Raw genomic sequence first — 13,943 nt, 5'->3', positions numbered from 1 at the left:
CGATGTTCGAACGCACCTCCAGGCGCGCGCCGGGGCGCTGGAAGTCGTAGTCGTTGAGGGTCAGCGAACCGGGCTGGACCTCGCGTGCCATCTGCCAGTCGAAGAAGTGGTCGCGCTCGCGATGGCCGAGGGTCGGCGGGTAGTACGGCACGCTGGCGTAGCCACCCGGGCTGCGATGCGCGCCGTAGGCGTCGGAGAGCACCAGGATGTGGCGCTTCTGCTCATGGCGGAACCAGTAGTAGATGCCCTCCTGTTCCATCAGCCGGCTGATGAAGTCGAAGCTGGTCTCGCGGTACTGCACGCAGTATTCCCACTCGCGGTAGGGGCGCGTGAGGGCATCCTCGAAATCGGAAAAGCCGAGGTCGCGGAACACCTGCTTGATGATCTCCGGCACGCTCTGGTTCTGGAAGATGCGGCAGTCCGAGGTGCGCGTCAGCAGCCACGGCCAGGGCCGCAGGGTGGCCTGGTAGCCGGCGAACTGGCCGTGCCCGGCCACCTGGCTACAGCGCGCGACGATGCCGTGAAAGAAGCGCCGGCTGCCGCCGGGCAGCTCCAGCGACAGGCTCATCGGCTTGCCGAGCAACTGCTCCAGCGGCAGGTTGGGATTTTCCGATACCAGGTGCAGCTCGTAGGCGAACAGCCGTCCCAGTTCCTCGCGTCCCTCCATGCGCTGCAACAGCAGCACGTCCGGCCCCAGCGGGCAATCCACCTGGACCAGGCGGGTCAGTTGCATCAATCCCATCGACGGTTCCTTCTACTGCTCTGCGTGTCGCCGGTTGTCACTCGGCCTCGGCGAAGTCGTAGTGGAACTGGTTGTCGCGGCTACTGATACGTACCCCGGCCAACGGCTTGCCTTCGAGCATGCGGGTGAGGAACTCGCGGCTCATGTCCGGCAACAGCGTGTTGGTGAGGATCGCGTCGATCATCCGGCCGCCGCTCTCGGTCTCGGTGCAGCGCGAGACGATCAGCTCGACGACGCCCTCGTCGAACTCGAACGGCACCTTGTGGGTCGCCTCCACGCGCTTCTTGATCCGCCCCAGTTGCAGGCGCGAAATGGCCTTGAGCATGTCGTCGCTGAGCGGGTAGTAGGGGATGGTCACCAGGCGGCCGAGCAGCGCCGGCGGGAAGATCTTCAGCAGCGGTTCGCGCAGCGACTTGGCGATGGCTTCCGGCTCGGGCATCAGTTCCGGATCGGCGCAGAGGCTGGCGATCATCTCGGTGCCGGCGTTGGTGGTGAGCAGGATCAGGGTGTTCTTGAAGTCGATCACCCGGCCTTCGCCGTCCTCCATCACGCCCTTGTCGAAGACCTGGAAGAAGATCTCGTGGACATCCGGGTGGGCCTTCTCCACTTCATCCAGCAGCACCACGCTGTAGGGCTTGCGACGCACCGCCTCGGTCAGCACGCCACCCTCGCCGTAGCCGATGTAGCCGGGCGGGGCGCCCTTGAGGGTGGAGACGGTGTGGGCTTCCTGGAACTCGCTCATGTTGATGGTGATGACATTCTGCTCGCCGCCGTACATGGCCTCGGCCAAGGCCAGCGCGGTCTCGGTCTTGCCCACCCCGGAGGTGCCGGCGAGCATGAACACGCCGATCGGCTTGCTCGGGTTGTCGAGGCCGGCGCGGGAAGTCTGGATGCGCTTGGCGATCATCTCCAGCGCGTGGTCCTGGCCGATGATGCGCTTCTTCAGGTGCCGGTCGAGGTTGAGCACGGTCTCGATCTCGTTGCGCGCCATGCGGCCGACCGGGATGCCGGTCCAGTCGGCGACCACCGAGGCCACCGCCTGGTAGTCCACGGTCGGCAGGATCAGCGGCTCTTCGCCCTGCAACGCGCTCAGTTGCGCCTGCAGCTCCGCCAGCCGCGCATGCAGCGCCTGGCGCTGTTCCTCGTCGAGACGCGCCTCGCCTTCGCCCAGCGGCACGCCGCCGGCGTCCACCGCTTCGGCGGCGGCACGCAGACGGGCGCGGGTCTCCAGCAGTTCGTCGACCAGGCGTTTTTCCTCGGCCCAGCGCTGCTCCAGGGCGGCCAGGCGCTCGCGCTCCTCGGCCAGCAGGGTCTCGGCGTTGCGCTGGCGTTCGGCGGTGGCGACGCCGATGGCGCTCTCGCGGCGGATGATCGCCAGCTCGGTTTCCAGCGCCTCGATGCGCCGGCGGCTATCGTCGACCTCGGCCGGCACCGCGTGCAGGCTGATGGCGGTGCGCGCGCAGGCGGTATCCAGCAGGCTCACCGACTTGTCCGGCAGCTGGCGCGCCGGGATGTAGCGGTGCGACAGCCGGACCGCCGCCTCCAGCGCCTCGTCGAGGATCTGCACCTTGTGGTGCTTCTCCATGGTCGACGCGACACCGCGCATCATCAGGATGGCCTTGTGCTCGGACGGCTCGTCCACCTGCACCACCTGGAAACGCCGGGTCAGCGCCGGGTCCTTCTCGATGTGCTTCTTGTACTCGGCCCAGGTGGTCGCCGCCACGGTGCGCAGGGTGCCGCGCGCCAGGGCCGGCTTGAGCAGGTTGGCGGCGTCGCCGGTTCCGGCCGCGCCACCGGCGCCGACCAGGGTGTGGGCTTCGTCGATGAACAGGATGATCGGCTTCTCGGAACTCTGCACGTCTTCGATCACCTGGCGCAGGCGCTGCTCGAACTCGCCCTTCATGCTCGCCCCGGCCTGCAGCAGGCCGACGTCGAGGGCGCGCAGTTCGACGTCCTTCAGCGCCGGCGGGACGTCGCCGGCGACGATGCGCAGGGCGAAGCCTTCCACCACCGCGGTCTTGCCGACGCCGGCCTCGCCGGTGAGGATCGGGTTGTTCTGCCGGCGGCGCATGAGGATGTCCACCAACTGGCGGATCTCCTCGTCACGCCCGACGATGGGGTCGAGCTTGCCGCTGCGGGCCTGCTCGGTGAGGTCCACGGTAAAGCGCTTGAGCGCCTCCTGCTTGCCCATCGCGCTCGGCGCCAGGGCGCCGCTGGCCTCGCCCGGGGCGGCGCCGGCGTTGAAGCCGTCGCTGGCCGACAGGCCGTTCTCCGGCGAGGCGCCGACGTACTCGTCGAAGCGCTCGGTGAGCGCCTCGACCTTGAGCTTGGCGAATTCCGCCGACAGCCCGGTGAGGGCATGGCGCAGGCTCGGCGTCTTGAGGAGGCCGATCACCAGGTAGCCGGTGCGCACCTGGCTCTCGCCGAACATCAGGCTGCCGTAGACCCAGCCGCGCTCCACCGCTTCCTCGACATGGGAGGACAGGTCGGTGATCGAGGTCGAGCCGCGCGGCAGGCGGTCGAGGGCCTCGGTCAGGTCCTTGGCCAGGCGCGCCGGGTCGATCCCGGACTGGCGGACGATCTGGTGCAGGTCCGAGTCCGGCAACTGGAGGATCTGGTGGAACCAGTGCACCAGCTCGACATAGGGATTGCCGCGCAGCTTGCAGAATACCGTGGCGGCCTCGATGGCCTTGTAGGCCAGGCTGTTCAGCTTGCCGAACAGCGCAACGCGACTGATCTCACTCATGTTCCTTCTCCTTGTGCTCGTGCGGCCGCGCAGTGGCGTACTGGCGGGCCAGCAGTAGATCCCTGGCGTCCTGGCCGGGATCGCCCAGCCAGGTGTTGAAACCGAGCCGCCCGCCGCCCTGCAGGCCCAGCGGGGGTACTTCGTGGCGTTGCAGGACCAGGTTGACGTCCCAGTCCAGCTCCTCGCCCAGGTATTCGGCGACCCAGGCGGCCAGCTCGACGAAGTGGTCGCCGTCGGGCAGGAAGCGCTGGTATTGATCGAGGTCCAGCGGCCCCAGGCGCAGGCGGAACTTGTGCTGGCGGTCCCAGACGTGGGTGCCCAGGCAGACGTCCATGCCCAGGCTCGTCGAGTCGACGCCGAGGCGGCTGCGCTCGGGCAACTCCAGCCACTGGCCGACGTATTCCTCGACCGCCACCGGGACCTCGAAATACTCCGCGAGGATTACCCGCAGGCCGTCCGGGTAGCGGGTCTGCGCGGCGAGGTGGCCGGTGTAGTAGTAGCGTGCGGTATCCGCCAGCGGCTCGCGCCCCCGCAGGCTCGGCATGCCGCGCCCGGAGAGCGCGGCGAGACGCGCCGACCAGTAGTCGTCGTCGATCCGGTCGTGGCTGATCTCCGGCCGCGCCTCGGCCCAGGCCCGGTAGAACAGGGTCAGCAGGCGGTGGTGGAAGACGTCCATGAAGCGCTTGAAGGTCGCGTCGTTGACGTTGCGCTGGCGTTCTCGGGCGTATTCGGTGAGGTGCAGCGGCAGCGGCCCGTTGGGGCCGGTGAGGCCGAAGAAGAACTGGTCCAGGCGCGGCACCGCAGCGGTGCCGGCCTGGCTCACCGAGGCCAGGGTCGAGGGCGCGAAGGTGCAGTCGGGCTTCTGCCCGAGACGCAGCGGGTCGTCCGCCAGCCGCACCGAATGACCGAGGCGCGGCAGTTGCGGCGACTCGCACTCGATGCGCCGCAGCGCCTGGAAGAAGTCGTAATCCCAGGGCGCCGCCGCCATCCCGGCGAGCAGGTTCAGAGGTTCGGACGGCTGCCCGGCTTCGCCTGCCATCTCATCACCTCGCCCCGTTCGCCGGTGCGCAGCACCGTCTCGGTAAAGCTGTTGATCGACACGTAGCGTGCCAGGAAGCGCTCGAACACGGCGCCGAGGAGGAACACCCCGGTGCCGCGGAACGCGTTCTCGTCGAAGTCCAGGGTGATCTCCAGGCCACGGCCGAAGACGATCGGCCCGGGCATCGGCAGGCGCCGCGTGCAAGGCTTGCTGCTGACCTCGCGCAGGCCCTCGATCTGCAGTTGCAGCGCCGGATCGCCGCTGTCGCCGTAGAGCCGCAGCAGCTCGCGCAGGGCGGCGGCGCCCTGGCCGCGCTCGGCCAGCGACAGGTAGTTCAGCGATAGTTGGCTGATCAGCCGCCAGGCGCTGGCATCGTGGGCACGGCTGGCGCGCGGCCGGCTCGGTCCGGCGAGGCAGCGCACCTGCATGACCGGGGCGCTGTCCTCCAGGGTGAAGTCGCTCTTGTGCGCGCCGATCGGCATGAACAGCGGCAGGTCGCGGTTGGTGCACAGCGCGGCGATGCCGAGCTGGCGCAGGTCGTGGCGATAGGGCGCCTGGTTGGCGTCGACCAGGGCGACGAAGGTCTCGCTGCCGACGTAGGTCGAGCGCGGGCCCTTGCGCCGCTGCTTGCTGGACAGCACGCGCGGTTCGCGGCGCACGCTGAAGTAGGCCTGCTCACGGCCGTAGCGCGCCGGGTCGCGCACCGCGTAGAACGGTTGGAAGGGTTGCTCCGGACCGCTGCCGTGGCCGCTCACCTGTTGCAGCGAATGCACCTCGAAATCCAGCGGACGGGTGCGGTCGACGATCACATGATGCTCGTTGACCCGGTCGGACAGGTGGATGCGGTCGCAGCGGCGCGGGAACAGGTTGATCGCCGGGGTGCAGAACGGCACCAGTTGCTCCGCGTCCACCGTGCCCTCCAGGCGCTGGTCGTGCTTGCCGAACAGCACGACCAGTTCCAGCTCCTCGCCGTGGCATCGACGCAGGGCGCGGTTCAGGCCGGAGAACTCGACGAACAGGAAGCGCGCCGGCAGGGCGAAGTATTCCTGCAGCAGGCGGTAGCCCTGGAACGCCCGCGGCACCACCGGCAGCAGCGCGTCCTCGTCGTCGAAGCCGCGCGCGCGCAGGCTGCTCGTCGGCAGGCGTTCGACCCAGGCGTTGTCCGGGGCGCGGACGAACACCGCGCAGGCGTTGCCGAGCAATTGTTCGTAGAGGCGGTAGGGTTGTTCGTCGGCACCGTGCAGGTAGAGCGGCAGGGCGTCCAGCGACAGGCTGTCGAACGGGATGCCGGCACCGCTGCGCAGGCGGATGCGCAGGCCGGCCTTGGCCCGCGGCTCGCTGGCGGCGAGGCGGCCGAGCACCGCGGCGGGATTGCCGAAGTAGTCGGCCTGGGCCACTTCCAGCGGCCACAGGGTCACCGGGTGGGCGGTGCGGTATTCGCAGGCGGTCTGGTCGTCGGGGCCGAGCTGGCCGCGCAGGGAGGCCCCGCGCTCGACGCTGAAGCCGCTGCTCAGGGCGCCTTCGTTGGGGTCCGGGCGCAGCTGCACCACGGTCATCGACGGAGTCGGCGCCAGGTAGTGCGGGTAGGCGATTTCCAGCAGGTTGTGGGTGAAGGTCGGGTACTCCGCGTCGAGCTTCAGCTGGACCCGCGCGGTGAGATAGGCGAAGCCTTCCAGCAGGCGCTCGACGTAGGGGTCGGCGCACTCGAAGCCGGACAGCGACAGGCGCCCGGCGATCTTCGGGAACTCCTCGGCGAACTCCGCGGCGCTTTCGCGGATGTGTTGCAATTCCTGGTTGTAGTACTCGAGCAGGCGCGGGTTCATGTACGCCTCCGCTCGCCCTGGGCGACGCGCACGTGACCGGTCTCCAGGTCCAGGTTGGTGGTCAGCAGCAGGCGCAGCGGCGCCGGTTCGGCCCAGAGATCGCCCTCGATCTCGAAGCTCAGGGCGTTGTGGTCCATCTCGCCGGGCAGCAGTTGCGCGCGCACCCGCAACGAAGAACGGATGATGCGCGGCTCGAAGGTGGCGATGGTCTCGGTGAGCAGCGCCTCGATGGCATGCACGTCGACGCTCGACGCGGTGTGCCCGGCCAGCGCCGGCAGCCCGTAGTTGAGCACCGAGTTGCCGGCCGGCATCCGTGCGGCGGGGCCGTGGTCGAACAGCGAAGTGGTGTTGAACAGCCACGCCAGGTCGCGCAGCACCGAGGCCTTCAGCTGGCTCAGGGTCAGCACCCGGCGCTCCGCGGCTTCCTTGAGGTTGCCCGGCTCGTCGTCGGTGAGGCGGTCGAGCAGCGACGGCTGCAGGCGCTCCTGGAGGGTCAGTTCGGCCATGTCAGGCGTCCGTCGGCTCGAAGTCCAGCTCACGCAGGTCGAACAGCGCGGTCTCGCCGGCATCGGTGACGAACAGCCGCTGGCCGACCGGCAGGCCGCTGTCCAGCCATTCGGTCTTGCGCCCCAGGCGCGCGGCGTCGTCGCCGTGCTCGACGGTGTCCGCGTAGCGCGCCGGCAGCAGCGCGACGGTGGCGCCGCCGTTGGCCAGGGTCAGTTCGGCCGGCAGCCAGACCAGGTCGCGCAGGTCGCTCGGCGCCTCGACCTTGAGGCTGCGCAGGTTGCTCATCGGCAACCAGGCATAGCGACCGTTGACGATTACCTCGAGCACCGGACCGAGGCGCGTGTCGGCATCCGCCAGCCAGGCGAACGGCGCCTCGCCGATCCGCCCGGGCACCGCCGGCGCGGCGTCGAAGGCCTGCTCGCGCAGGGCCTGGGCGGCCTCGCCGTGGCCTTCGGCATCCAGGCTCAGGGCCTGCAACAGCGGCGCGATCCATTCCGCCGGCTGGCCGAGGATCACCGGCGTCAGGCGCCCGGCGAACACCTCGCGGCGCAGCGCCTCGCAGTCGATGGCGGTGGAGTAGGTCTGTACCATCGGCAGCGCCGAGGCATCCAGTTCGCCGACCACCTTGAGCTGGTTCTGCGCCCGCGCCCACTGGCCCATCACGGCCAGCAGCTGGAACAGGAAGATCCGCAGGGTGGCGTTCGACGGCTGGCTGCGCACCTGTTCCTGCAAGGCTTTCAAGGCATCGTCCAGGCGCCCGGCGCGCAACAGTTCTTCGGCGATCATCGCGATACTTCCCTGTAGCCGGGAGCCCAGGCGCCCGGATGCGAATGAAGGGTCGGCCATGGCGCCCGGCGGACGCGACGGACGACCCGGTGGAATTCAGTACCTCCGGCAGGAGGTCGGGCGGACGAGGTCCGCGGCGCGCCGCGCGCGCCTTCGGCACCCGGCATGGCGGGCGCTCGCACCGGCCACGGCATGGCCTGGCCACGCCATGACCGGCAGCCGGCTCATCAGGCCTGCACGTTCTGGCGGATGTTCCAGCCGTACTTGACAGGACCGCCGTCCTTCGCGCCATCCGCCTTCTGCGGCTGGTAGTCGACCTGGACCTGGGCGAAGTTCAGGGTCACGTTCTCGGTCAGGCGATCCTCGCCACCGCTGCCGCCGGTGCTCACCGAGGACACCAGGACTTCCTTCAGGGTGATGATCAGGTACTCGACCTGGTTCTCGCCGCCGGCCTTGCGGATGGTCAGCTTCGCCTGCGGATAGTGCTTGCCGCTGGAGCAGGCCATCATCAGGTTGGGCGTGGACTTGTCGATGTACTTGGTGAACGACAGGTCCTGCACGTTGACCTTGCCGGCGCCGCCGCCACCGCCCATGTGCATCGACCCGGACTGGGACATGCCCCAGCTCCATGCCAGCACGTCGATTTCCTCGGCGTGAGTCTTGTCCTTGGACTCACCCTTGACGTCGCCGATCTTGATGAACATATCAACAGCCATCTTTCCTCCCGTGTGGCTCGCGCCACTACGCTATGCAAGCGCCCGCCACCATGGCAGGCGCTGTCGTTGAATGCCTCAGGCCTCTTTGGCCGAAGGCAGCTTGGATACCAGGCGTAGCGATACCGTCAGTCCCTCGAGCTGGTAGTGCGGGCGAAGGAAGAACTTCGAGTTGTAGTAACCCGGGTTGCCTTCGACTTCCTCCACCACCACTTCGGCCGCCGCCAGCGGGTGCTGGGCCTTGGTGGTCTCGGTGGAGTGGGCCGGGTCGCCGTCGACGTAGTTGAGGATCCAGTCCTGCAGCCAGCGCTGCATCTCGTCCTTCTCCTTGAAGGAACCGATCTTGTCGCGAACGATGCACTTCAGGTAATGGGCGAAGCGGCAGGTGGCGAACAGGTAGGGCAGGCGCGCCGCCAGGTTGGCGTTGGCGGTGGCGTCCGGATCGTCGTACTCGGCGGGTTTCTGCAGCGACTGCGCGCCGATGAAGGCGGCGAAGTCGGTGTTCTTCTTGTGCAGCAGCGGCATGAAGCCGTTCTTCGCCAGCTCCGCCTCGCGGCGGTCGGAAATGGCGATCTCGGTCGGGCACTTCATGTCCACGCCGCCGTCGTCGGTGGGGAAGGTGTGCGCCGGCAGGCCCTGCACCTCGCCGCCGGACTCGACGCCGCGGATCCGCGAGCACCAGCCGTAGAGCTTGAAGGAGCGGTTGATGTTGACCGCCATCGCGTAGGCCGAGTTGGCCCAGGCGTACTTGCTGCTGTCGGCGCCGTCGGTTTCTTCCTCGAAGGCGAACTCTTCCACCGGATCGGTCTTCGCCCCGTAGGGCAGGCGCGCCAGGAAGCGCGGCATGGTCAGGCCGATGTAGCGGGAGTCCTCGGACTCGCGCAGCGAACGCCAACCGGCGTATTCCGGGGTGGTGAATATCTTGGTCAGGTCGCGCGGGTTGGACAGTTCCTGCCAGGAACCCATGCCCATCACCGTCGGCGAGGCGGCGGAGATGAACGGCGCATGCATGGCGGCGGAGATCTTCGCCATCTCGCCGAGCAGCTCGACGTCCGGCGGCGACTGGTCGAAGTAGTAGTCGCCGACCAGGCAGCCATAGGGCTCGCCGCCGAACTGGCCGTATTCCTCTTCGTAGAGCTTCTTGAAGATCGGGCTCTGGTCCCAGGTGGTGCCCTTGAATTTCTTCAGGGTCTTGTGCAGCTCCGGCTTGGAGATGTTCAGCACACGGATCTTCAGTTGCTCGTCGGTCTCGGTGTTGTTGACCAGGTAGTGCAGGCCGCGCCAGGCGCTTTCCAGTTGCTGGAAGTCGGCGTGGTGCATGATCAGGTTGACCTGGGCGGTGAGCTTGGCGTCAAGCGCCGCGATGATCGACTCGATCGACTTGATCGCGTCGTTGGAGATCAGGCTGGTCTGCTCCAGGGCGTGCTCGGCGAGGGTCCGCACGGCGGTCTCCACCGCTTCGCGGGCGCGCTCGGTCTTGGGCTTGAACTCCTGCAGCAGCAGGCTGGCGAACTCGCTGGTCTGCTCGGTGGTGGTCTGGCCCTGGGCCAGGTTCTCGGTGCTCAATTCGGCCATGCTGGAATCCTCTTACGCCTGCGGCTCGTCGTCTTTGGGCTTCGGCGCGCTGGCCAGGGCCTGAAGCAGGGCCGGGTCCTTGATCGCCTTCATGATCATTTCCTCGGCGCCGGTCTTGCCGTCCATGTAGGTCAGCAGGTTGGCCAGCTGGGTACGCGCCTCGAGCAGCTTGTTCAGCGAATCGACCTTGCGCGCCACCGCGGCGGGGCTGAAGTCGTCCATGCTCTCGAAGGTGATGTCCAGGCTCAGGTTGCCTTCGCCGGTCAGCACGTTCGGTACGTTGAAGGCCACCCGCGGCTTCATCGCCTTCAGCCGGGCATCGAAGTTGTCCACGTCGATCTCCAGGAACTTGCGGTCGGCGACCGCCGCCTGGGGTTCGGCGGGCTTGCCGGCGAGGTCGGCCATGACGCCCATGACGAAGGGCAACTGGACCTTCTTCTCGGCACCGTACAGCTCCACGTCGTACTCGATCTGCACGCGTGGCGCCCGGTTCCTGGCGATGAACTTCTGACTGCTGGTAGTGCTTCCCATCTTGTTTCTCCCTCGCGCGACGGCGGTTGTTAGCGCCGTCGGAATCGCCCCGGCGGCTTGCAGCGTTGGCCCGGACGGCCGCTAGGCGTTACTCGCTTTCCGGGCCTCGCAGGGTTTCGAACTGGGAAATCCCATCAGGGATGAGATTCCTCACGATTTCGGCGAAGTCGGCCGTCACCAGTGTCTTGGCGCGCTTGAGCAGCACCGGCACCGGACTCGACGGCTCGTGGCGAACGTAATACTCGAGCAGGCGATCGAGCTGGCGCAGGACGTCTTCGCGGTTGGCGATCTCGCCGCTGGCTCGCGGTGCCGGCGCGGCGACGGCTGCGACAGGCGCGGCACCCACCTGCTCGTCGGCGACCGCCTCGGCACCCGGCGCCAAGGACTCGCCGGCGCCCTGCGGGCCGTACAGGTCGAACACCTGGAGGGCCTGGCGCAGCAGTTGACGAAGGGGACCGAGGTCGAGTCCCTGGGCCGAGCCGACCCGTTCGGCGACGCCGCTCTCGATGGCCAGGGCATGTTCCTGGGCGCCATCCAGGGCGCGCCGGGTGGCGGCCAGCGCATCGGCGTCGGCATCGGCGAAGGCGCCGGCGATCTGCTCGGGACTCAGGGTCTCGCTGGCGAAGCGTTGCAGCCCGGCGGCGTTCAGCGCGGCGCGCAGGTTGACCGGGCCGAACGCCCGCGAGCGCACCAGCGGGATCGCCCAGACCAGTTGCAGCAGCGGTTCGGCGACCAGGCCGGTGAGGGCGTTGATACGGAAGGTGGGGTCGTTGTCGTCATCGGCGTCGAGCAACGGATAGACGCCGTCCCAGTACTGGCCGAGCAGCTCGCGGACCAGCAGCAGGCCTTCGGCGAGCCCGTCCAGGCCGTCGAGGGCGACGTTGCTCTGCAGCAGCAGGTTGGCTACCCGCAGGTCCTTGCTACGGCCGAACAGTTCGCTGGCCAGCGCGCGTACGCGCGGCCACTCCGGCGGCTCGGCGGACAGCACGGCATCGCCCATCTGGCGCTCGGGTTGGCCCTGGGCGATGCGTTCGAGTTCGAGGAACGCGGCGTCGTACTCCAGATCGTCGCCACAGGGCGAGTCCGGGGATACGGCAGCCAGCAAAACGGGTACATCCAGCACGGTGACGATCTCCCTATCATCGAAGCCGCTGCGCGGCCCTCACCTTCGCTTGTAAGATCCACTCCGTCGGATCTTGTAGGAGCCATTGATGAATATCGGATGACTCGAAAGGTTGGCAAAATTCTTGTGGCATGCCGCAAGGCTTGTCAAGGAAGGCACAACGCCACTAGTTGCATGACACCGCAGATCGGACAAATCTTTAAAAGACGTAGGATTAGTCTTTTATAATCCGGTACCACCCGATGTGTCTTCCCGAGGCGACGAAACGCCGGAAAGCCGTCGGGCCAGCCTGGATGCGAACCGAAATCCCTCGGGCACGGGGGTGAGCGCCTGGAAGAGCCGGGCGCTGGCAATGCAAGGAGTAGCAATGCCGCTGCGATTGACCATCACCAGCTACCACAAGCTGACCCCCGGTCAGTGTTCGGAAAAGGTACTGGACCAGGGACAGCTGACCATCGGTCGGGGCCCGGACAACGACTGGGTCCTGCCGGACCCGGAGCGCCTGGTCTCCAGCCGCCACTGCACCATCCTCAACCGCGACGGGGTGTACTACCTCACCGACACCAGCACCAACGGCGTGCTGCTGGTCAATGCCGGGCACCGCCTGCGCCGCGGCAACAGCGAGCCGCTGCAGGACGGCGAGACCGTCCGCCTCGGCGAATACGACATCCTCGTTCAGCTCGGCCATGACATCGCCCTGCCCGGCAACGGCAATCCGCAGACCGATCCGTTCACCAGCTTCGACGCCCTGATGAGCCGGCAGGCCGCCGGATCGGCGCCTGCCTTCGCCGAACCGGCGCCCACCCCGCACCCCGCGGTGACGGCGCATTTCCAGGGCGGCTCGCCGCTGGACACCAAGCCCGACCTGTTCGACTTCCTCACCCCGCCGCCGCCCGGCGCGGCGCCGCGTCCGGACCATGTACCGGCCGAACAGCACGACTTCCGCCCGCCGGAACCGGTGATCCCGCCGCCCCCCGCGACCACCCCGGCGCCACCGCCCGCTGGCGGCGCACCGCTGATTCCGGCCGACTGGGACCCGTTCGCCGAACTGCTCGGCAACACGCCCGCGCCAAGCGCCACGCCCGTCGCCCAACCGCTGCCGACGGCCGAACCGACGCCGCTGGCGATGCCCTTCGCCGACCCAGGGATCACCCAACAGCCACAGCCACAGCCACAGCCACAGCCACAGCCACAGCCAGCCAGCGTGGCGGCGCCGACGCCACCGGCAAGCGCCGCCGCGACGGCCGGCGGCGACCTGCTGCAGGCGTTCCTGCGCGGCGCCGGCATGACCCAGTTGAAGGTCGACCCGGCCGGCGCCGAAGCGCAGATGGAAGCCATCGGCCGCAGCTATCGCGGCCTGGTGGAAGGACTGGTGGACGTGCTGCGCGCGCGGGCCAGCCTGAAGGGCGAGTTCCGCATGGCGCAGACCATGATCCAGCCGGTGCAGAACAACCCGCTGAAGTTCGCGCCGAACGTCGACGAAGCCATGCTGCTCCTGCTGCGCCGCGACAACCAGGCGTTCATGGCGCCGGATCGCGCGGTGGCCGACAGCTTCGAAGACCTCAAGGCGCACCAGCTGGCGGTGATGGCCGGCGTGCAGGCCGCCATCCGCCACCTGCTGGCGCGCTTCGAACCGGCCGCGCTGGAAGCCCGCTTCGGCAAGCCGGCCGGGCTTTCCGGCCTGCTGCCGGGGGCCCGCCAGGCACAGAACTGGGACAGTTTCACCGAGCTGTACGCGAAGATCCTGCGCGAGGCGGAGGACGACTTCCAGGAGCTTTTCGGCCGCGAATTCAGCCGCGCCTACGAGGAACACAGCGCTCGACTACGGCGTTCCTGACGCCAACGAACACCAGGAGAAACAACGTCAATGAGGACGACACCATGCAGAAACTGATCGTCGCGCTGTTCGGGCTGCTGCTCGCCGCCTGTTCGTCCAGCCCGCCGGAAACCCCGCCGACCCGGGTGGTGATCTGGCTCCACGCCGCACCGAACCTCAACCCGTCCGCCGCCGGCCAGGCGGCGCCGCTGCGCCTGCGGCTGTACGAGCTGAAGAAAGACACCGCGTTCAGCCGCGCCGACTACTTCGCCCTCACCGACAACGCCCAGTCGACCCTCGGCGGCGACCTGGTGGAGCAGGACGAGTTCCTCCTGCGTCCGGGCGAGGAACGGCGCATCGAACGCACGCTCGACGAGCAGACCCGCCAGCTCGGCTTCGTCGCCGCCTACCGCGACCTCGACCGCGCCACCTGGCGCCAGGTCCTCGACGTGCCGGGGCAACGCACCAGCCATCTCGACATCACGCTCGGCGCGCAGGCCATCGGCATCGTCGCGCGTCCCGCGCCCTGAACCTTCGGAGTC

At 68.2% G+C, this 13,943-nt stretch carries 11 protein-coding genes and 1 pseudogene; 2 read left to right on the top strand and 10 right to left on the bottom strand.

Annotated features, from left to right (window positions below):
• The 10 genes and pseudogenes from vgrG1a to tssA form a co-directional block, all read right to left on the bottom strand.
• Nucleotides 1–733 (bottom strand): annotated as a pseudogene (gene vgrG1a / locus HMPREF2914_RS13590) (type VI secretion system spike protein VgrG1a); the annotation flags it as partial.
• A 46-nt stretch (nucleotides 734–779) separates the two neighbouring features.
• Nucleotides 780–3,488 carry a type VI secretion system ATPase TssH gene (tssH, locus tag HMPREF2914_RS13585; protein WP_023092249.1) on the bottom strand — a complete coding sequence of 903 codons (2,709 nt, stop codon included), beginning with the start codon at nucleotides 3,486–3,488 and terminating at the stop codon, nucleotides 780–782.
• A complete protein-coding gene (gene tssG / locus HMPREF2914_RS13580) occupies nucleotides 3,481–4,527 on the bottom strand; it encodes a type VI secretion system baseplate subunit TssG (RefSeq protein ID WP_003104969.1) in 1,047 nt (348 codons plus the stop codon). The genes tssH and tssG overlap by 8 nt, the downstream gene beginning before the upstream one ends.
• Complete coding sequence (tssF, locus tag HMPREF2914_RS13575; protein WP_003083676.1) at nucleotides 4,491–6,350, bottom strand: type VI secretion system baseplate subunit TssF; 1,860 nt, start codon at nucleotides 6,348–6,350, stop codon at nucleotides 4,491–4,493. The genes tssG and tssF overlap by 37 nt, the downstream gene beginning before the upstream one ends.
• Nucleotides 6,347–6,856, bottom strand: coding sequence for a type VI secretion system baseplate subunit TssE (tssE, locus tag HMPREF2914_RS13570; RefSeq protein ID WP_003111625.1), 510 nt, complete (start codon nucleotides 6,854–6,856; stop codon nucleotides 6,347–6,349). Before tssE ends, tssF begins: the two co-directional genes overlap by 4 nt.
• Before the next feature lies 1 nt (nucleotide 6,857).
• Nucleotides 6,858–7,703, bottom strand: a complete 846-nt coding sequence (gene tagJ, locus HMPREF2914_RS13565; protein WP_073665600.1) for a type VI secretion system accessory protein TagJ — start codon at nucleotides 7,701–7,703, stop codon at nucleotides 6,858–6,860.
• 167 nt (nucleotides 7,704–7,870) lie between these two features.
• Nucleotides 7,871–8,359, bottom strand: a complete 489-nt coding sequence (gene hcp / locus HMPREF2914_RS13560; protein ID WP_003083670.1) for a type VI secretion system receptor/chaperone Hcp — start codon at nucleotides 8,357–8,359, stop codon at nucleotides 7,871–7,873.
• A 75-nt stretch (nucleotides 8,360–8,434) separates the two neighbouring features.
• Nucleotides 8,435–9,931, bottom strand: coding sequence for a type VI secretion system contractile sheath large subunit (gene tssC / locus HMPREF2914_RS13555; RefSeq protein WP_003111626.1), 1,497 nt, complete (start codon nucleotides 9,929–9,931; stop codon nucleotides 8,435–8,437).
• A gap of 12 nt (nucleotides 9,932–9,943) precedes the next feature.
• A complete protein-coding gene (gene tssB, locus HMPREF2914_RS13550) occupies nucleotides 9,944–10,462 on the bottom strand; it encodes a type VI secretion system contractile sheath small subunit (protein ID WP_003083666.1) in 519 nt (172 codons plus the stop codon).
• A gap of 88 nt (nucleotides 10,463–10,550) precedes the next feature.
• Nucleotides 10,551–11,585, bottom strand: a complete 1,035-nt coding sequence (gene tssA, locus HMPREF2914_RS13545) for a type VI secretion system protein TssA (RefSeq protein WP_023092247.1) — start codon at nucleotides 11,583–11,585, stop codon at nucleotides 10,551–10,553.
• A 367-nt stretch (nucleotides 11,586–11,952) separates the two neighbouring features.
• Here tssA and tagH point away from each other — a divergent pair, with 367 nt between their 5' ends.
• Nucleotides 11,953–13,422 (top strand): type VI secretion system-associated FHA domain protein TagH, encoded by a 1,470-nt coding sequence (tagH, locus tag HMPREF2914_RS13540; protein ID WP_070702825.1) that lies wholly within the window; start codon nucleotides 11,953–11,955, stop codon nucleotides 13,420–13,422.
• A gap of 44 nt (nucleotides 13,423–13,466) precedes the next feature.
• Nucleotides 13,467–13,931: a type VI secretion system lipoprotein TssJ gene (tssJ, locus tag HMPREF2914_RS13535; RefSeq protein WP_023092245.1), complete on the top strand. Its 465-nt coding sequence runs from the start codon at nucleotides 13,467–13,469 to the stop codon at nucleotides 13,929–13,931.
• Nucleotides 13,932–13,943: the final 12 nt, after the last annotated feature.

Origin of the sequence: Pseudomonas sp. HMSC067G02, from assembly GCF_001813485.1 — a bacterium.
Taxonomy (GTDB): Bacteria; Pseudomonadota; Gammaproteobacteria; order Pseudomonadales; family Pseudomonadaceae; genus Pseudomonas; species Pseudomonas aeruginosa.
This window is presented reverse-complemented; position numbering and strand designations above follow the sequence as displayed.